This window comes from Serratia sp. TMDUHS_CL (genome assembly GCF_037137105.1).
GTDB classification, from domain to species: domain Bacteria; phylum Pseudomonadota; class Gammaproteobacteria; order Enterobacterales; family Enterobacteriaceae; genus Serratia; species Serratia nevei.
The window spans coordinates 21,235-37,848 of record NZ_JBBBDV010000011.1; the positions used below are offsets into that span (position 1 = coordinate 21,235).

Annotated in this window: 16 protein-coding genes; 3 read left to right on the top strand and 13 right to left on the bottom strand. The window is 61.9% G+C overall.

The window, feature by feature from the left end:
* Nucleotides 1–47 precede the first annotated feature (47 nt).
* From WCL58_RS18915 to udp, 3 genes are all read right to left on the bottom strand, one after another.
* Entirely contained in the window at nt 48–578 is a 531-nt protein-coding gene (locus tag WCL58_RS18915) for a DedA family protein (RefSeq protein WP_019455291.1), read from the bottom strand.
* Nucleotides 579–657: 79 nt separating this feature from the next.
* On the bottom strand, nt 658–1,440 hold the full coding sequence (locus WCL58_RS18920) for a tyrosine-protein phosphatase (RefSeq protein ID WP_049209368.1): 783 nt from the start codon (nt 1,438–1,440) through the stop codon (nt 658–660).
* Nucleotides 1,441–1,570: 130 nt separating this feature from the next.
* Nucleotides 1,571–2,332, bottom strand: coding sequence for a uridine phosphorylase (udp, locus tag WCL58_RS18925; protein WP_004934432.1), 762 nt, complete (start codon nt 2,330–2,332; stop codon nt 1,571–1,573).
* Nucleotides 2,333–2,818: 486 nt separating this feature from the next.
* Between udp and WCL58_RS18930 the strand changes: the two genes are divergently transcribed.
* Entirely contained in the window at nt 2,819–3,646 is an 828-nt protein-coding gene (locus WCL58_RS18930; RefSeq protein ID WP_100396569.1) for a dienelactone hydrolase family protein, read from the top strand.
* An 84-nt stretch (nt 3,647–3,730) separates the two neighbouring features.
* Here the strand turns inward: WCL58_RS18930 and metE are convergent, their stop codons facing one another.
* Nucleotides 3,731–6,019 (bottom strand): 5-methyltetrahydropteroyltriglutamate--homocysteine S-methyltransferase, encoded by a 2,289-nt coding sequence (metE, locus tag WCL58_RS18935; RefSeq protein ID WP_072271075.1) that lies wholly within the window; start codon nt 6,017–6,019, stop codon nt 3,731–3,733.
* 90 nt (nt 6,020–6,109) lie between these two features.
* Between metE and metR the strand changes: the two genes are divergently transcribed.
* A complete protein-coding gene (gene metR / locus WCL58_RS18940; RefSeq protein WP_038874173.1) occupies nt 6,110–7,054 on the top strand; it encodes an HTH-type transcriptional regulator MetR in 945 nt (314 codons plus the stop codon).
* Between the two features lie 35 nt (nt 7,055–7,089).
* Here the strand turns inward: metR and WCL58_RS18945 are convergent, their stop codons facing one another.
* Nucleotides 7,090–7,950: a carboxylate/amino acid/amine transporter gene (locus WCL58_RS18945; protein WP_048232416.1), complete on the bottom strand. Its 861-nt coding sequence runs from the start codon at nt 7,948–7,950 to the stop codon at nt 7,090–7,092.
* Between the two features lie 151 nt (nt 7,951–8,101).
* On the opposite strand from WCL58_RS18945, the gene WCL58_RS18950 reads away from it, so the two are divergent.
* Nucleotides 8,102–8,431, top strand: a complete 330-nt coding sequence (locus WCL58_RS18950; RefSeq protein ID WP_038874168.1) for a hypothetical protein — start codon at nt 8,102–8,104, stop codon at nt 8,429–8,431.
* On the opposite strand, the gene WCL58_RS18955 is transcribed toward WCL58_RS18950, so the two are convergent.
* The 8 genes from WCL58_RS18955 to livF all read right to left on the bottom strand — a co-directional run bounded on the left by WCL58_RS18955 (nt 8,412) and on the right by livF (nt 16,614).
* Complete coding sequence (locus WCL58_RS18955; protein ID WP_049202434.1) at nt 8,412–9,368, bottom strand: AEC family transporter; 957 nt, start codon at nt 9,366–9,368, stop codon at nt 8,412–8,414. The two genes, WCL58_RS18950 and WCL58_RS18955, sit on opposite strands and share 20 nt — an antisense overlap.
* A gap of 60 nt (nt 9,369–9,428) precedes the next feature.
* Nucleotides 9,429–10,166: a glycerophosphodiester phosphodiesterase gene (gene ugpQ, locus WCL58_RS18960; protein ID WP_141957700.1), complete on the bottom strand. Its 738-nt coding sequence runs from the start codon at nt 10,164–10,166 to the stop codon at nt 9,429–9,431.
* A complete protein-coding gene (locus WCL58_RS18965; protein WP_070915656.1) occupies nt 10,166–11,236 on the bottom strand; it encodes a sn-glycerol-3-phosphate import ATP-binding protein UgpC in 1,071 nt (356 codons plus the stop codon). Before WCL58_RS18965 ends, ugpQ begins: the two co-directional genes overlap by 1 nt.
* Before the next feature lie 5 nt (nt 11,237–11,241).
* On the bottom strand, nt 11,242–12,087 hold the full coding sequence (gene ugpE, locus WCL58_RS18970) for a sn-glycerol-3-phosphate ABC transporter permease UgpE (RefSeq protein ID WP_019455301.1): 846 nt from the start codon (nt 12,085–12,087) through the stop codon (nt 11,242–11,244).
* Nucleotides 12,084–12,971 (bottom strand): sn-glycerol-3-phosphate ABC transporter permease UgpA, encoded by an 888-nt coding sequence (ugpA, locus tag WCL58_RS18975; protein ID WP_015376293.1) that lies wholly within the window; start codon nt 12,969–12,971, stop codon nt 12,084–12,086. Before ugpA ends, ugpE begins: the two co-directional genes overlap by 4 nt.
* A gap of 78 nt (nt 12,972–13,049) precedes the next feature.
* Nucleotides 13,050–14,369, bottom strand: a complete 1,320-nt coding sequence (ugpB, locus tag WCL58_RS18980; RefSeq protein ID WP_049195230.1) for a sn-glycerol-3-phosphate ABC transporter substrate-binding protein UgpB — start codon at nt 14,367–14,369, stop codon at nt 13,050–13,052.
* Nucleotides 14,370–14,680: 311 nt separating this feature from the next.
* Nucleotides 14,681–15,868, bottom strand: coding sequence for an aminotransferase-like domain-containing protein (locus WCL58_RS18985; RefSeq protein WP_141971650.1), 1,188 nt, complete (start codon nt 15,866–15,868; stop codon nt 14,681–14,683).
* A gap of 44 nt (nt 15,869–15,912) precedes the next feature.
* Nucleotides 15,913–16,614 (bottom strand): high-affinity branched-chain amino acid ABC transporter ATP-binding protein LivF, encoded by a 702-nt coding sequence (gene livF / locus WCL58_RS18990; RefSeq protein ID WP_038874157.1) that lies wholly within the window; start codon nt 16,612–16,614, stop codon nt 15,913–15,915.

Here is a 16,614-nt window from a genome sequence, read left to right on the forward strand (position 1 = left end):
GCCCGCCGCGCACAATATTGCGCGGCGCTGCGCAATTTAGCGAGAAATCAGCCCAGCCACTGGCTGAGCCACTTGATGCCGAATGCCCCCGGCGCCAGAATGCCGAACGCCCAGATCATCGCCGACGTGACGTTGGCTAACTGGAAATAACGCTGCGGCATGCCGCAAATGCCGCCCACCAGCGGCACCACGGCGCGCAGCGGGCCGAAAAAGCGGCCGATGAAGATGCCCAGCACGCCCCAGCGTTCAAAGAACGCGTGGCCGCGCGCCAGCAGCTGCGGATTGCGCGACAGCGGCCACATATGCGCCACCCGGTCCTGATAGTGATAGCCGATCCAGTAAGAGAGCCAGTCGCCGAAAAACGCCCCGACGGCGGCAGCGGCCCAAATCGGCCAAAAGGCGATGCCGCTTTCGCCGATCAGCGCGCCCAGCGCCAGCAGGATCACCGTGGCCGGCAGCAGCAGCGACAAAAACGCCAGCGACTCGCCGAACGCCAGGAAAAAGATGATGGGAATGGCCCAGCCTTCGTGCTGACGCACGACGTCGCTGACCCAGTTGATAACGTCATTGAGGCTCAATGCGGGGCTCCTGATACGCGATAATTCGCCGCCTAGGATAGGCCGGGGCGAGTTAAACCCCGGCTAAACGCGCGGCGATTTACTCGAGGTAGAACGCCTGCAGCGCTTCGCGCTGGGCTGCGCCCAGGCCGTATTCCGCTTCCAGCCAGCGGTCGGTGGAACCGTATTGCTGACGGATGCAGCCCAACGCCGTCATCAGGAACTCCTCGCGCGCGCTGAGCACGTAGGCGAATTGCTCCAGCGCCGCCGCATTCAGCTTGATAGACAGCTGATCCAGCATCTGCTCGCGGAAAGTGGCCAGCGTGGTTTCGGTCAGCAGATAGTCTTCCAGCACCGTCGCTTCGTCGGCTCCCAGCGCGAACAGCACCAGTGCCGAACCGACCCCGGTGCGATCCTTGCCGACCGCGCAGTGCTGTACGATGGCGCCGCCGCCAGGATTGCTCAACAGCTGCGCCAGCCGCTGATAGGCCGCATTGCCGAACGGCAGGCGGCGATACAGCTCCAGCATGAACGCGCGGGCGTCGAAGGCGGCCAGCGTCTCGTTGGTGAGCTTCTCCAGGTTGGCGTTGACTTCGCTGCTCAGCGGGTTGGCCGGCACGTGGTGATAATCGGCGCCATTCCACAGAATATCCGGCTTGGCCTGCACCTCGTCGGCATCGCGGTAGTCCAGCACCGAGCGCACCGGCACGCCGGCGAGAAAGGTGCAGTCGTTTTCCGTCAGCCGCTCGAGGGAACCGGAGCGGAACAGCAGGCCGCGCTTGATGCGGCGCCCGTCGGCCACGCCGTTGCCGCCGAAGTCGCGGAAATTGATGCCGCCGTCGAGCGGCGCGAGCGAAGGATGAAGCAGGATCTGGGCGGTCATAAACGTCCTCGTTGTTTTTGTTATGACAACGCGCGGCAGCCATCGGCGCAGCGCTGAGGAGTATCACCGTAACAGATTCGCCGCGAATGGAAAAACGGGCCGCGTCGGCGGCCCGCTGGGGGAAAGGCGATTACAGCAGGCGGCGGGCGGCGTCCACCACGATCTGCACCGCTTTGCTTTCGGTGTTTTTCATGGTCTCGGCGTTCGGGATCTCTTGCTGGGTGCGGTTGACGATCACCCCAGCCACCATGCCGGCACGCAGGCCCTGGCTGGCGCACATGGTCAACAGCGTGGCGGATTCCATTTCATAGTTCATCACGCCCATCGCCTGCCACTCTTCCATCGAGCCTTTGAAGCGGCTGACCACGCGGCCGGAGTAAGTGTCGTAACGCTCCTGGCCCGGATAGAAGGTATCGGAGGAGGCGGTCACGCCGATGTGCGTGGTAGCGCCGCTGGCCTTGGCCGCTTCCACCAGCGCGGTGGTGCAGGCGAAGTCAGCGACTGCCGGGAACTCCATCGGCGCAAAGTGCAGGCTGGCGCCGTCGAGGCGTACCGCCGCCGTGGTGACCAGCACGTCACCGACGTTGATGTTCGCCTGAATGGCGCCGGTGGTGCCGATGCGCAGGAAGGTGCGAATGCCCAGTTGCGCCAGCTCTTCCACCGCGATAGAGGTAGACGGGCCGCCGATACCGGTAGAACAGACGATCACCGCCTTGCCGTCCAGCTCCGCGCGCCAGGTAGTGAATTCACGATGGGAGGCCAGATGCACCGGATTTTCCATCAGCTTGGCAATCTTCTCTACGCGCTGCGGATCGCCCGGCACGATGGCAAGCTGGGCCCCTTGTAAATCGTTCTTGGTGAGGCCGAGATGAAAAACGTCAGACTGAGACATACGAGACTCCTCATGGATCATGTTTATTGGGAGGAACAAAAAAGCACTCTACTGAAAATCGCCGCTTAATTTCGTGACGATAGTCACTATGAAAAGAGAAACAAATTACATGCTACATATTTTTTGTGATTTTTATCACAAAAAAGCACTGTAACGCCCCCAGAGCGCACCGCTATACCTCAGTCTAGCCGACAAATCTTGCCGCCCTCTGCCGTTGGTTGCCGGCTGAAACTATTTAGCTGATCAATCCAAAATAACCCCATCTTATCGGTTGCTTAGGGACAAAGAAGCCCTCTAACGCACCTTATGGCACTTACGCAGGGCAAAACGCGTAATAACATGATAAAAAGCGCTTAAAAATGCCGCAAAGCCAGATAATTAGCCGTTTTTTATCAACTTGTCCGAAAGTGCGCCACGCAGCGCCAATAATGGGTAATCTTTCCTATAGTTAATCTCAGCGCTTTTTTCTATTGCACGGAGACCGCAATGAAAACCGAACATGTGATGACATTAGAACAGGCTCAGGGGGGATTCGCCCCGGCCGCCGCGCCGTTGGCCGCCTCCGCGATTATCACCGACGAACAGGGCATTCACGCCGGGCAAACGACCATCCCTTCTCAGGGCGACGCGCTGCCGGCCTACGTCGCCAAACCCGCCGACCAGAGCGGCCCTTTCCCCATCGTGCTGGTGGTGCAGGAAATCTTCGGCGTCCATGAACATATTCAGGATCTGTGCCGCCGCCTGGCCAAGCAGGGCTATCTGGCGATCGCGCCCGAGCTCTATTTCCGCCAGGGAGACGCCAACGACTACACCGATATCGGCGAGCTGTTCCAGCAGTTGGTCACCAAGGTGCCGGATCGTCAGGTGCTGTCGGATCTGGATCACGCCGCACACTGGGCTATCCGCCACGGCGGCGACGCCGGCAAGCTGGCGATCACCGGTTTTTGCTGGGGTGGCCGCATCACCTGGCTGTACGCGGCGCATAACCCGCAGTTGAAGGCGGCGGTCGCCTGGTACGGCAAACTGGTCGGCGAGAAAACGCTGAATTCACCGAAGCAGCCGGTCGACGTCGCCACCCAACTGTCGGCGCCGGTGCTGGGGCTGTATGGCGGGCAGGACAGCGGCATCCCGCTGGAGACGGTGGAAACCATGCGTCAGGCGATCCGCGCCGCCAACGCCGAGGCCGAAATCGTGGTGTATCCCGAAGTCGGGCATGCGTTCAACGCCGACTATCGCCCCAGCTACAACGCCGAAGCGGCGCAAGACGGCTGGCAGCGCATGCTGGCATGGTTCGCCCAGCACGGCGTCAAATAATTTCCCGCGCATAAAAAAGGGCGCCGAAGCGCCCAATCATCACACCAGTAAATCTATAAGCGGCGGTTTATCCGCCGCACGGCATCACGCGTGCTCGCGCAGGCGCTGTGCCGCCAATACCATGTTGGCCAGCGACTGTCGGGTTTCCGGCCAGCCGCGGGTTTTCAGGCCGCAATCCGGGTTAACCCACAGGCGTTCCGCCGGGATGTTCTGCGCCGCTTTACGCAGCAGCGCTTCAATCCATTCCACGCTCGGCACGTTCGGCGAGTGGATATCGTAGACGCCCGGCCCGATTTCGTTCGGGTATTCGAACTCTTTGAAAGCTTCCAGCAGATCCATATCGGAACGCGAGGTCTCGATGGTGATCACGTCGGCGTCCAGCGCGGCGATGGAGTCCATGATGTCGTTGAACTCGCAATAACACATGTGGGTATGGATCTGGGTGTCGTCCCGCGCCACGGCGGCGTTCAATTTGAAGGCGTCCACCGCCCAGTTCAGGTACGCGGCCCAGTCGGATTGACGCAGCGGCAGCCCCTCACGCAGCGCAGGTTCGTCGATCTGGATGATGCCGATACCGGCTTTTTCCAGATCTTCCACCTCGTCGCGCAGCGCCAGCGCAATCTGCTTGGCAATCACTTCACGGGTCACGTCTTCACGCGGGAACGACCAGCACAGAATGGTCACCGGCCCGGTCAGCATGCCTTTCACCGGCTTGTCGGTCAGCGACTGGGCGAATTTGGCCCATTCGACGGTGATGGCTTCCGGGCGGCTGACGTCGCCGATGATGACCGGCGGCTTCACGCAGCGGGAGCCGTAGCTCTGCACCCAGCCGTTTTGGGTAAACACGAAGCCGTCCAGGTTCTCGCCGAAATACTCCACCATGTCGTTACGCTCGGCTTCACCGTGCACCAGCACGTCCAGCCCGAGGCGCTCCTGCTCGACGATCGCCTGTTTGATGTGCTCACCGATGCTGGTGCGGTAGTTGTTGCCGTCCAAACGGCCCTGTTTGAAGTCCAGACGCAGGCCGCGGATCTCGGTGGTCTGCGGGAACGAACCGATGGTGGTGGTCGGCCAGGCCGGCAGGTTGAAACGCTCGCGCTGCGCCCTGGCGCGCTCGGCGTAAGCGCTGTGGCGTTCGCTGTCCTGCGCGGTGATCGCGGCCAGCCGGCGCTCAACCTGTGGGTTATGCACGCGGCTCGACTGACGGCGGGCGCGGATCGGTGCGCTGTAGGCATCCAGTTCAGCCTGCTTGGCCGCGTCAGGCGCGTTCAGCGCCGAGCTCAACAGCGCCAGCTCGGCGCATTTTTGCAGCGCGAAGGCGAACCAGCTTTTCACTTCTTCGTCCAGACGGCTTTCCACGCTCAGGTCGATCGGGCTGTGCAGCAGTGAACAGGAGCTGCCGATCCACAGTGGGCGGGTGCCCACCAGCGGCTGAAGACGTTCGAACCAGCGGCTCAGATCGGCGCGCCAGACGTTGCGGCCGTTGATGACCCCCAGCGACAGCAGCCAGTCGTTCGGCAGTGCGGCGCTCAGCGCGGCAATATCGTCATGGCCGGCGACCAGATCGACGTGCAGCCCCTGCACCGGCAGCGTGCGGACGGTATCGAGGTTGTGGCCGACGCTGTCGAAATACGTGGTCAGCAGCAGCTTCACCTGCCCCTGCAGCGCGTCGTAAGCCGGTTTGAACGCATCCAGCCAGGCTTGCGGCAGCTCCAGCACCAGCGCAGGTTCATCAATTTGCACCCACTCGACGCCGCGTTTCGCCAGCTCGGCCAGCACCTGTTGGTAAACCGGCAGGATGTCTTTCAGCAGCGACAGCCGGTCGAACGGCTCGCCCTTCACCTTACCCAGCCACAGATAGGTCACCGGGCCCAGCAGCACCGGCTTGATGCGATGGCCGAGCGCCAGCGCTTCGTCCACTTCGTCCAGCAGCTGAGTCCAGCCCAGCTTGAACTGCTGGCCTTGCTGGAATTCGGGCACCATGTAGTGGTAGTTGGTGTTGAACCATTTGGTCATTTCCGCCGCGGCCGCCGGCTCGCCGGTCGGTGCGCGGCCACGGCCGATGCGAAACAGCGTGTCCAGATCGATCGAACCATCCGCATTCTGATGGCGCGCCGGCACGTTGCCCAGCAGCAGGCTGGTGGTCAACACATGATCGTACCAGGCGAAATCGCCGACCGGCACCAAATCCACCCCGGCCTGCTGTTGCTGCTGCCAATGACGAGCGCGCAGCTCGCGGCCAACCGCCAACAGCTCTTCCTGCGTTGAGTTGCCGGCCCAGTAGCTTTCCTGAGCTTTTTTCAGCTCACGTCGTAGCCCAACGCGAGGAAAACCCAGTGTGTGATTCAAAATTGCCATCGTCATATTCCCCATTTAGCCGTCCAGATGTTTACACATCCATAATCAGCAGGTACTGTATTAACCACAAGCGCAATTTATTCACTGTCAATGTGAAGGACTCTCATGATCGAACTGAAACATTTACGGACGCTGCAGGCCCTGCGCAACAGCGGTTCGCTGGCGGGGGCGGCGGCCCAACTTCATCAGACGCAGTCTGCCCTGTCGCACCAGTTCAGCGATCTTGAACAACGTCTGGGCTTCAAGCTGTTCGTGCGCAAGAGCCAGCCCCTGCGCTTCACCGCCCAGGGCGAGATCCTGCTGCAGCTGGCGGAGCAGGTGCTGCCGCAGATCCAGCAGGCGCTGCAGGCCTGCCACGAGCCGCATCAGACCACGCTGCGCATCGCCATCGAATGCCACAGCTGCATTCAGTGGCTGACGCCGGCGCTGGACAACTTCCGCCGGCGTTTCCCGCAGGTGGTGATGGACTTCACTTCCGGCGTGACTTTCGATCCGCAACCGGCCTTGCAACAGGGTGAACTGGATCTGGTGATGACGTCGGATATTCTGCCGCGCAGCGGCCTGCACTATTCGCCGATGTTCGATTTCGAGGTGCGCCTGGTGCTGGCGCCGGATCATCCGCTGGCCGGCAGGCCGCACATCGAGCCGGAAGACTTGAGTGACGAAACGCTGTTGATTTACCCGGTGCAGCGCCAACGGCTGGATATCTGGCGGCATTTTCTGCAGCCGGCGGGCGTCAGCCCGGCGTTGAAGAACGTCGATAATACGCTGCTGCTGATCCAGATGGTATCGGCGCGGATGGGGATTGCGGCGCTGCCGCACTGGGTGGTGGAGAGTTTCGAACAGCAGGGTCTGGTGGTGACCAAAACCCTGGGTGACGGCCTGTGGAGCCGCCTGTACGCTGCCGTGCGCGACGGTGAACAGCGCCAGGCGGTGACCGAAGCCTTTATCCGCTCGGCCCGCCAGCACGCCTGCGATCATCTGCCGTTTGTGCGCGACGCCGCACGTCCCGGCGCGACCGGCGCCAAAGCGTTGGCGGCCGGCGTATAAACTTTCGGGCCCCCCGGCCGGGGTGGCCCGCCCGCTTAGCCGAGCTGTTTCGGCGCCACCCAGCGGCGATGCACCCACAGCGAAGCGACGATCACCGCCCCACCGATGATAAAGCTCGGCCAGTGCGGCTGCTGTTGCCAGATGGCCAGGTTGACCAACAAACCGGCCGGCACATGCATATTGTTCATGATGCCGAGCGTGCCGGCATCCACCTGCGTCGCGCCGTAGTTCCACATGAAGTAGCCCAGCCCCGACGCCACCACGCCCAGCCAGATCAGCACGCCCCACTGCAGATTGGTGGTCGGCAGCTGCTGCGGATTGCCCCACAGGAACCAGGCCACCACCGCCACCGCCGCAGCCCCCAGGTAGAACCAGGAAAAGGCGGTGTGCTGCGGCAAGGGGTGCACTTCCATCAGGCGCTTATAGCCGACCATGCCGATGGCGAAGCTGATATTCGCCGCCTGCACCAACAGCAGCCCCCACCAGAAATGCTCACTCAGCTGGTGATAGCGGATAATCGCCGCGCCCAGCACCGCCAGCAACGCGCTGAAGACATAGCCCCAACGCAGGCGTCGGCCGCTCAGCAAGTCGTAGATCAGCGTGATGTACAGCGGCGTCAGCACGGTGAACAGCAGGAATTCCGGCACCGTCAGGTACAGATAGGCGCGGAAGCTGAACAGGTACATGATGCCCAGTTGGAAGGCGCCCACCAGCATATACAGCAGGATCACCTTGAGTTTGATGTTGCGCCAACGCAGAAACGGCAGAAACACCAGCGCCGCCAGCCCGATGCGCACCAGCGCCGAGAATCCGCTGTCGACGTGGCCCGCCAGGTACTCGCCAATCAGGCTGAAAGAAAATGCCCACAGAATGGTGGTTATAACCAAAAGCAGCACGATGGGTTCACCCTAAAAAGACCGAAAGGGCGATTGTAACGGAAGATGCGCACCGCGTTGGTGAAAAGGCGGTTTACATCCGAACAAAAGATAAACTACCGGCAAAATTTCACCGCTGGGTTAGGCTTAATAAAAAGGCGAGGTAACCATCATGAAAACTTCTCACATCCTGTTCGCCCTGCTGTGGCTGCCCGGCCTGGCTGCGGCGGCCAACGGCGTAACCGATCTGCGTTCACAGCAGCAGTTTCTCAACCAAAGCAGCCAGCAGGCCCAGCAACAGCGCCTGTTGAACAATCGGCAAATGGACCAACGCCGCCTGCAGCAACAGCGGCAGTTCGACAATCAGCGGCAACAGCTGATGCAAACCACGCCGAACGGCGGGCAACTGCTGCCTAACGGCAATCAGCCGCGCGATCCGTTCAATCGCACCGCGCCGGCGGTGCCGCAGGCGCCGATGCCGGCTACGCCCGCACGCCCATAACGGTGAGGATCAGCGGCGTGGTGATCGCCGCCAGCACGGTGGACATCACCAGGCTGGTGGCGGCCGGGCCGGTGAGCGTATTGAACTGGCGCGACATCAGGTAGACGTTCACCCCCACCGCCATCGACCCCAGCAGCACCACAACGCGGGTTTCCATCGGCGGCAGATCCATCATCCAGGCCAGCAGCCAAATCACTAACGGTTGTACCAGCAACTTCAGCACGCAGATGGCGCTGCTCAGCTGCCAGCCTTCGCTGATGCGGTACTCGGCAAGCCCCATGCCAAGCACCACCAGCGACAGCGGCGCCGCCACCTGGCCGAGCATGCTGACCGGCCGATCGACGAAGGCCGGCAGCGGCAGGCCGGTCAGGCTGAACAGGGTGCCGGACAAGATGCCGACGATCAGCGGATTGGTCAGCACGCTACGCGCGGTTTTAACGAAACCGCTCAGCGTCGGCGAACCATTGCGCGCCCATTCGATCGACACCGTCACCAGCGTCCACAGGATCAGGCCGTTGAACACCAGCACCAGCGCCACCGACGGGATCGCCGCCTCCCCCAGCATCACGCCGGCGATCGGCAAGCCGAGCATCACGTTATTGGAGAAAATACCGCCCAGCGCAAACACCGATCCGGCGACGCCATCCAGCCGGAAGAGATGCCGGGCGACGAGGCGGCCAAGCACAAACACGATCAGGCAACTGCCGAAGAACGCGATCAGCAGCCGGGCGTCGACCGCCGGGCGCTGCGAGAAGTCGCACATCATGCGAAACAGCATGGCGGGCAAGGCGAGGGAAAACACGAAACGCGTCAGGCCATCGGTGATACTGGCAGGCCATTTCCCCCAGCGAATCAGCCCATAACCCAACGCGATCAGAACAAACAGCGGTAAAGACAGCACGATCTGGTGCCACAGTGACAGGATAAAGCCAGGCATCGCATTCCTTCCGGTGGTGCGGCGGCAAGGCTTGTCGTCGCGGGATTCATCGGTGCCGGATTAAAAATCCGGGCCGATCAAATCTATCCGGTCGGTGCAAATGCAGTCAACGCCCCAGTCGAGCAGCAGGCGCGCGCGATCCGGTTGGTTGACGGTGTACACCAGAATGCGCAGCCCGGCGTCTTTCAACGCTTTTACCCGCTCGGCGGTCAGCGCTTTGTGATCGATATGCAGCGAGACGCAGTCTAGGCGTTCGGTCAGCTCGCGCCAGTTGTCGTCCCAGGCCTCGAGCAGCAGGCCGCGCGGCAAATCCGGCACGGTGCGCTGCGCCGCCGCCAGCGCTTCTACCGAGAAGGAAGAGAGCAGCGGATCGGTCTGCCCTTGCCACAGCAGCCGCGCCGCCAGCGCCACCACCCGACCGGTTTCATCGTCGCTGCCGGTGGTCGGCTTGATCTCGATATTGGCCATCAGGCCGTGTTCCTGGCAGCGTTCCGCCACCTCCGACAACAGCGGCAACCGCTCGCCCTTGAAGGCCGAGCTGTACCAGTTGCCGGCGTCCAGCTGCACCAGTTTGTCCCACGGCAGCTCGCCCGCCACGCCCCAACCGTTGCTGGTGCGATCCAGCGTGTCGTCGTGCAGCAGGAAAATTTGCCCGTCCTGCGCCAGCTTGGCATCGAACTCGATCATCTTGTGGCCGTGGCGCGCGCCGACGTCGATCGCCGCCAGGGTGTTTTCCGGCGCCAGAGAACCGCCGCCGCGGTGGGCGACGATATGAGGGTAAGGCCAGGGTCTAGTCATCAATCCATCCGTAATCCGCTATGGGTGTCAAAGAAGTGCAGCGCCTGAGCAGGCAGCTGCAAATATAGCGTACAGCCCGCCGCCGGCAAGGTTTCGTGCGACAGCCGCGCGATCACCCCGTGGCCGCCCCACTGGCCGTGCGCCAGATTGTCGGCCCCCAGCAGTTCCAGCGTCTGCAGCTGCAGCGGCACGCCCTGGCCTTGCGCCACCCGTTGAATATGCTCCGGCCGAATGCCCAACGTCAACTGCCGCCCCGCCCACTGCGGTTTGGCCGCCGGCAACGGCAGCGCCATGCCGTCCGCCAGCAGCAGCTGGCCGCCGTCGGCGCTGAGGGTGCCGGGCAAGAGGTTCATCGCTGGCGATCCGATAAAGCCCGCGACAAACAGCGAAGCCGGCCGTTGGTACACTTCGCTCGGGGTGCCGATCTGTTCCGCCACGCCCTTGTTCATTACGATGACCCGCTGCGCCAGCGTCATCGCCTCCACCTGATCGTGCGTCACGTACAGGCTGGTGGTTTTCAGACGACGATGCAGCTGTTGCAGCTCCAGGCGCATCTGCACCCGCAGCTTGGCGTCCAGGTTGGACAGCGGCTCATCGAACAGGAATACCGCCGGTTCGCGCACGATGGCGCGCCCCATCGCCACGCGCTGGCGCTGGCCGCCGGAAAGCTCGCGCGGTTTGCGTTTGAGCAGCGGCTCCAGCTCCAGGATGCGCGCCGCCTCCTCCACCCGCTGGCGGATATGATCCTTGCCGAAACCGCGGATCTTGAGGCCGTAGGCCATGTTGTCGTACACGCTCATGTGCGGATAGAGCGCGTAGTTCTGGAACACCATTGCGATGCCGCGATCCTTGGGCTCCAGATCGGTCACGCGCCGGGTATCGATATAGATATCGCCGCTGGTGGTGCGTTCCAGCCCGGCCACCATCCGCAGCAGCGTGGATTTGCCGCAGCCGGACGGGCCGACCATCACGATGAATTCGCCGTCCGCCACATCGAGGTCGATCTGTTTGATCACCGGCGTTTTACCGTCGTAAGACTTGGTGACCGCCTGTAGTTTTAATCCTGCCATCGTCGTTATTTCTCGCTATCAACCAGACCGCGCACAAACCAGCGCTGCATCAGAAGCACCACCGCCAGCGGTGGCAATAAAGTCAGAATCATCGCCGCCATCACCTGGTTCCACTGGGTCGGCGCGCCGGAAGTGGAGATCATGCTCTTGATGCCCGCCACCGCGGTGCCCATCGAGGCGTCGCTGGTGATCAGGATCGGCCACAGGTATTGGTTCCAGCCGTAGATAAAGGTGATGACGAACAGCGCCGCCAGATTGGTTTTCGACAGCGGCAGCACGATGTCCCAGAAGAAACGCATCGGCCCGGCGCCGTCGATGCGCGCCGCCTCCAGCAGCTCATCCGGCAGCGTCATGAAGAACTGGCGCAGCAGGAAGGTCGCGGTGGCCGAGGCCATCAGCGGCAACGTCAGGCCGGTGTAGCTGTCCAGCAGGTTGAGGTTGGAGATCACCTCCACCGTCGGGAAAATACGCACCTCCACCGGCAGCATCAGGGTGAGGAAAATCAGCCAGAAGAACAGGCTGCGCAGCGGAAAGCGGAAGTACACGATGGCGTAAGCCGACAGCACCGACACCGCAATTTTGCCGAAGGTGATCGCCAGCGCCATGATCACGCTGTTCAGCAGCAGCAGCGAGAACGGCACCTTGAGGTTGCCCACGCCGCCCTGCCAGATATTGCGGATGTTCTCCCACAGGTGGCCGCCGGGCACCAGCGTCATCGGTACCTGAAACACCTGCTTGTCGTCCAGCGTGGCGGCGACAAAGGCCACGTACAGCGGGAACAGCACCACCAGCACGCCGATAATCAGCATCACATGGCTGAAGATATCCAGCCCGCGTCGATTCTCAATCATTGATAGCGCACCTTACGTTCAACAAAGCGGAACTGGATCACCGTCAGGCCGATCACCAGCAGCATCAGGATCACCGACTGCGCGGCAGAGCTGGAGAGATCCAATCCGGCGAAGCCTTCGCGGTAGATCTTGTAGATCAACGTGGTGGTGGACTGCACCGGCCCGCCGCCGGTGGCGGCGTCGATCACCGGGAAGGTATCGAAGAAGGCGTACACCAGATTGACCACCAGCAGGAAGAAGCTCACCGGCGCGATCAGCGGCAGCACCAGATGGAAGAAACGCCGTACCGGGCCGGCGCCGTCGATGGCCGCCGCCTCCACCAGCGAGCGCGGGATCGACTGCAGCGCCGCGAGGAAAAACAGGAAGTTATAGCTTATCTGCTGCCATACCGAGGCCAGCACCACCAGGAACATCGCCTGGCCGCTGTTTTGCGCATGGTTCCAGTTATAGCCCAGCCCGTTGAGGAAATGGGTGATCAACCCCAGGCCGGGGTTGAACAGAAAGATCCACAGCACCGCCGCCACCGCCGGCGCCACCGCATAGGGCAGGATCATCAGCGTGCGATAGAGGCGGCTGCCGCGCAGCACGTAGTCCACCAGCGCGGCGAAGAACAGCGACACCGCCAGCCCGATGCCCGCCACCAGGAAGCTGAAGATCAGCGTGGTGTAGAACGAATCGAGATAGTAAGGATCCTGAAACAGCTGCTTAAAGTTATCCAGCCCGACAAACTGGCTGGACAGGCCGAACGGATCGAGGCTCTGCACCGAATACCACAGCGCCTCGCCGGCGGGCCATAAAAAGAAGACGGCGGTAATCAGCAGCTGCGGCAGCACCAACGCATAGGGCAACCAGCTGCAGCCGAAACCGGGACGGGAAGATGACATAGCAGTTAAACCATTAATCGGGTACGGAAGGATCGGCGTGAAGACGCGAGCCCGATCGGACGGGCCCGCGACGCAGGGTTACTTGGTTGATGCTTCGAAACGGCGCAGCAGCACGTCACCGCGCTGCACGGCGGCGTCCAACGCCTGCTGAGGCGTTTTCTTGCCGGTCCACACGCCTTCCAGTTCCTCATCCACCACGCTGCGGATCTGCGGCATGTTGCCCAGGCGCAGGCCCTTGGTGAACGGCAACGGCGGCTTGTTCAGCATCTGGCGAGTGGCGACGTCGGCACCCGGGTTCTTGTCGTAGAAGCCCTGCTGCTTGGTCAGATCGTAAGCCGCGGTGGTGATCGGCAGATAGCCGGTCTTCTGGTGCCATTCGGCGGCGATTTCCGGCTGCGCCAGGTACTGCAGGAACTCGGCCACGCCCTTGTAGGTGGCGGCGTCTTTGCCGTTCATCACCCACAGGCTGGCCCCGCCGATGATGGCGTTCTGCGGCGCGTTTTTCGCGTCAGCGTCGTACGGCATCATGCCGACGCCGTAGTTGAATTTGGCGTAGTGCTTGATGTCCGCCAGCGAACCGGAAGAAGCGGTGGTGATGGCGCAGTCGCCGTTATAAAACTTCTCGGTGGATTCGTCTTTGCGGCCGAAGTAGGTGAAATCGCCCTTCTTGTTCATCGCCTCCAGCAGCTCGATGTGCTTGACCTGCAGCGGCTTGTTGAACTCCAGCTTGGCGTTGGTGCCGCCGAACCCGTTGTTTTCGCTGGCGAACGGCACGCCGTGCCAGGCGCTGAAGTTCTCCAGCTGGATCCAGCCCTGCCAGCCGCTGGCGTAGCCACACTTCATGCCGGCCTCACGCAGCTTGGCGGTATCCGCCGCCAGCTCCTGCCAGGTTTTCGGCGGCTGGTCCGGGTTCAGGCCGGCCTTCTTGAAGGCGTCTTTGTTGTAGTACAGCACCGGCGTGGAGCTGTTGAACGGCTGAGACAGCAGATGGCCGCTCTTGTTGTCGGTGTAATAGCCGGCTACCGTCGGCACGAACACCGACTCGTCGAAGTTGATGCCGGCCTCTTTAAACACTTCGTAGACCGGTTTGATGGCCTTGCTGGCCATCATGGTGGCGGTGCCCACCTCGTAAACCTGCAGGATCGCCGGCGCCTTGCCGGAGCGGTAAGCGGCGATGCCCGCCGCCAGGCTCTGTTCGTAGTTGCCTTTATAAACCGGCACAATCTTGACGTCGCTGTGCGACTGGTTGAAGCGATCCGCCAGGGAATCCACTTCCTTACCCAGTTCGCCTTCCATCGAATGCCAGAACGGGATCTCGGTCGCCGCCAGCGCCTGAGTGCTGACCGCCAGGGTCAACGCGACGCACAGCGTGGTTTTGCGAATAGCGTAGGTGAGCATGCCTAACTCCTGAAAAAGCTGGTGTAAAAGCGCGTGAGCGAAAAGAATCAATTCTTGATGAGGGAGTGCCCCCTATAGCTTTCGAGTTGCAGCTAGGCGGCAACCTGCTGGCACCCTGGAGCTTAGCTAACTAAGTGACAGGGGGGCAGTCGGGCAGCCAACAACGCTGCGGCTCGAAAGATGACGGGGGATAACATGCCATGCTCGGATGACAGAAAAATAACCGTTATATGACAGCCACATGACGGCAAGGTGAAGTGAAGATGGCGGTTTGATGTCGGCGGCGGGCATGGGCTCCGCCGCCGCGAGGATTACAGCGAACGGCGCAGACGCGCCACCGCTTCCTGCATCTGCTGTTCGGTGGCGGTGGCGAACGACAGGCGGAAGGTCGAACGATCCGGGTTGTCGGAGAAGAAGTACTCCCCCGGCACGAACACCACGCCCTGCTGCAGGGTAGCGTTCAGCCATTCGGTGGCGTTGAACGGCTGGCGGAAACGTGCCCACAGGAACATGCCGCCCTTCGGCTTATCGAAGGTGATGTAGTCGCCCAGCTCCTGCTCCACCAAACCGGCCAGGATTTCGCCCTTCTGTTTGTAGGCGGCGCGGATCTTGTCGATCTGCGCCGGCAGGCGGCCCAGGCCGAGGTAGCATTCGACGATGCTCTGCGACAGCGCGCTGGCGTGCAGATCCGCCGCCTGCTTGATGATCGCCACTTTATGCAGCAGGAACGGCGGCAGGATCGCCCAGCCCAACCGCAGGCCCGGCGCCAGGATCTTGGAGAAGGTCGAGGTATAGATGATGTGGTCGGTGTTGCCCAGCACCCGCTGCGACACCTGATGCAGCGTCGGGTGGCGCTCTTCGGTAAAACGCAGCTCGCCGTACGGATCGTCTTCGATGATCAGGAAGTTATGTTCGGCGGCCAGCTTCACCAGCAGTTCGCGGCGCTCGGCGCTCAGAGTGATGCCGCTGGGGTTGCCGAAGTTCGGCACCACGTACACGCCCTTGATGCGCTGGGTTTTCAGCAGCTCGGCCAGCTCTTCCACCACCATGCCGTCGCTGTCGGACGAGACCGACATGATGTTGGCTTCCGCCAGCTCCAGCGTTTGCAGCGCCGCCAGGTAGGTCGGGCGCTCCACCACGAACACGTCGCCGGGGTTGACGATGGCGCGCATCACCAAATCCAATGCCTGCTGCGAGCCGGCGGTGACCATCACCTCTTCCGCGCCAGCGGTGACGCCGCGCTCGGCGCACAGCGCGCAAATGCGCTCACGCAGCAGCGGGCTGCCCTCGGTCAGGCCATACTGGAACGCGCTTTTCGGCTGTTCGGTGATCGCCTGCTGGGTGGCGATGCTCAATCCTTCGAAATCGAACAGCGCATCAGAGGGGATGCCGCCCGCCAGCGAAATGACGTGTTCCATCTTGCTGTGTTTAAGCAATTCACGGATGGCCGAACTTTTTACGTTAACGATGCGCTGCGCGAGTAACCCTTCTGTCTTCATTTCTTCTTCTCGTACCTGATTATTTTAATTCGTAGGGGGGCGGATTAACCGCCCAGATACGCCGACCTCACTGCTTCGTTGGCTAACAATGCAGCCCCCGTATCTTCCAACACCACGCGGCCGTTTTCCAGCACATAACCGCGGTCCGCCAATTTCAGCGCCTGATTGGCGTTTTGTTCCACCAGGAAGATGGTCATGCCCTCTTCCCGCAGCTGCTGAATGATGTCGAAAATCTGCTGGATGATGATCGGCGCCAGCCCGAGCGAGGGCTCGTCGAGCAGCAGCAGCTTCGGCTGGCTCATCAGCGCGCGGCCGATGGCCAACATCTGCTGCTCGCCGCCGGACATGGTGCCGGCACGCTGGCTTCGGCGTTCCAGCAGGCGCGGGAACAGAGTGAACACCCGTTCGATGCGCTGTTGATACTGCCGGCGATCGGCGAAGAAGCCGCCCATCGCCAGGTTTTCTTCCACCGTCATGCGCGAGAAGACGCGCCGCCCTTCCGGCACGATCGCCACCGCTTCGCGCATGATGCGCGAGGTTTGCCACTGGGTGATGTCCTGGTTCTGAAAGACGATGCTGCCTTCGCTGGCGCGCGGCTCGCCGCACAGGGTGCCGAGCAGCGTGGTTTTACCGGCGCCGTTGGCGCCGATTAACGTCACGATTTCCCCCTGGCTTATCGTGAGACTGACCTGATGCAGCGCCTGAATTTTGCCGTAATGGGCGGATACCTGATTGAATGACAACAT

Excerpts from the sequence above, each read along its gene's own strand:
- WCL58_RS18950 (WP_038874168.1), top strand. The coding sequence starts at position 8,102 with ATGAAAACTTCTCACATCCTGTTCGCCCTGCTGTGGCTGCCCGGCCTG.
- WCL58_RS18985 (WP_141971650.1), bottom strand. The coding sequence starts at position 15,868 with ATGAAGACAGAAGGGTTACTCGCGCAGCGCATCGTTAACGTAAAAAGT.
- livF (WP_038874157.1), bottom strand. The coding sequence starts at position 16,614 with ATGTTGTCATTCAATCAGGTATCCGCCCATTACGGCAAAATTCAGGCG.
- ugpQ (WP_141957700.1), bottom strand. The coding sequence starts at position 10,166 with ATGACTAGACCCTGGCCTTACCCTCATATCGTCGCCCACCGCGGCGGC.
- WCL58_RS18965 (WP_070915656.1), bottom strand. The coding sequence starts at position 11,236 with ATGGCAGGATTAAAACTACAGGCGGTCACCAAGTCTTACGACGGTAAA.
- ugpA (WP_015376293.1), bottom strand. The coding sequence starts at position 12,971 with ATGTCATCTTCCCGTCCCGGTTTCGGCTGCAGCTGGTTGCCCTATGCG.
- metE (WP_072271075.1), bottom strand. The coding sequence starts at position 6,019 with ATGGGGAATATGACGATGGCAATTTTGAATCACACACTGGGTTTTCCT.
- WCL58_RS18930 (WP_100396569.1), top strand. The coding sequence starts at position 2,819 with ATGAAAACCGAACATGTGATGACATTAGAACAGGCTCAGGGGGGATTC.
- WCL58_RS18955 (WP_049202434.1), bottom strand. The coding sequence starts at position 9,368 with ATGCCTGGCTTTATCCTGTCACTGTGGCACCAGATCGTGCTGTCTTTA.
- ugpB (WP_049195230.1), bottom strand. The coding sequence starts at position 14,369 with ATGCTCACCTACGCTATTCGCAAAACCACGCTGTGCGTCGCGTTGACC.
- WCL58_RS18920 (WP_049209368.1), bottom strand. The coding sequence starts at position 1,440 with ATGACCGCCCAGATCCTGCTTCATCCTTCGCTCGCGCCGCTCGACGGC.
- udp (WP_004934432.1), bottom strand. The coding sequence starts at position 2,332 with ATGTCTCAGTCTGACGTTTTTCATCTCGGCCTCACCAAGAACGATTTA.
- metR (WP_038874173.1), top strand. The coding sequence starts at position 6,110 with ATGATCGAACTGAAACATTTACGGACGCTGCAGGCCCTGCGCAACAGC.
- ugpE (WP_019455301.1), bottom strand. The coding sequence starts at position 12,087 with ATGATTGAGAATCGACGCGGGCTGGATATCTTCAGCCATGTGATGCTG.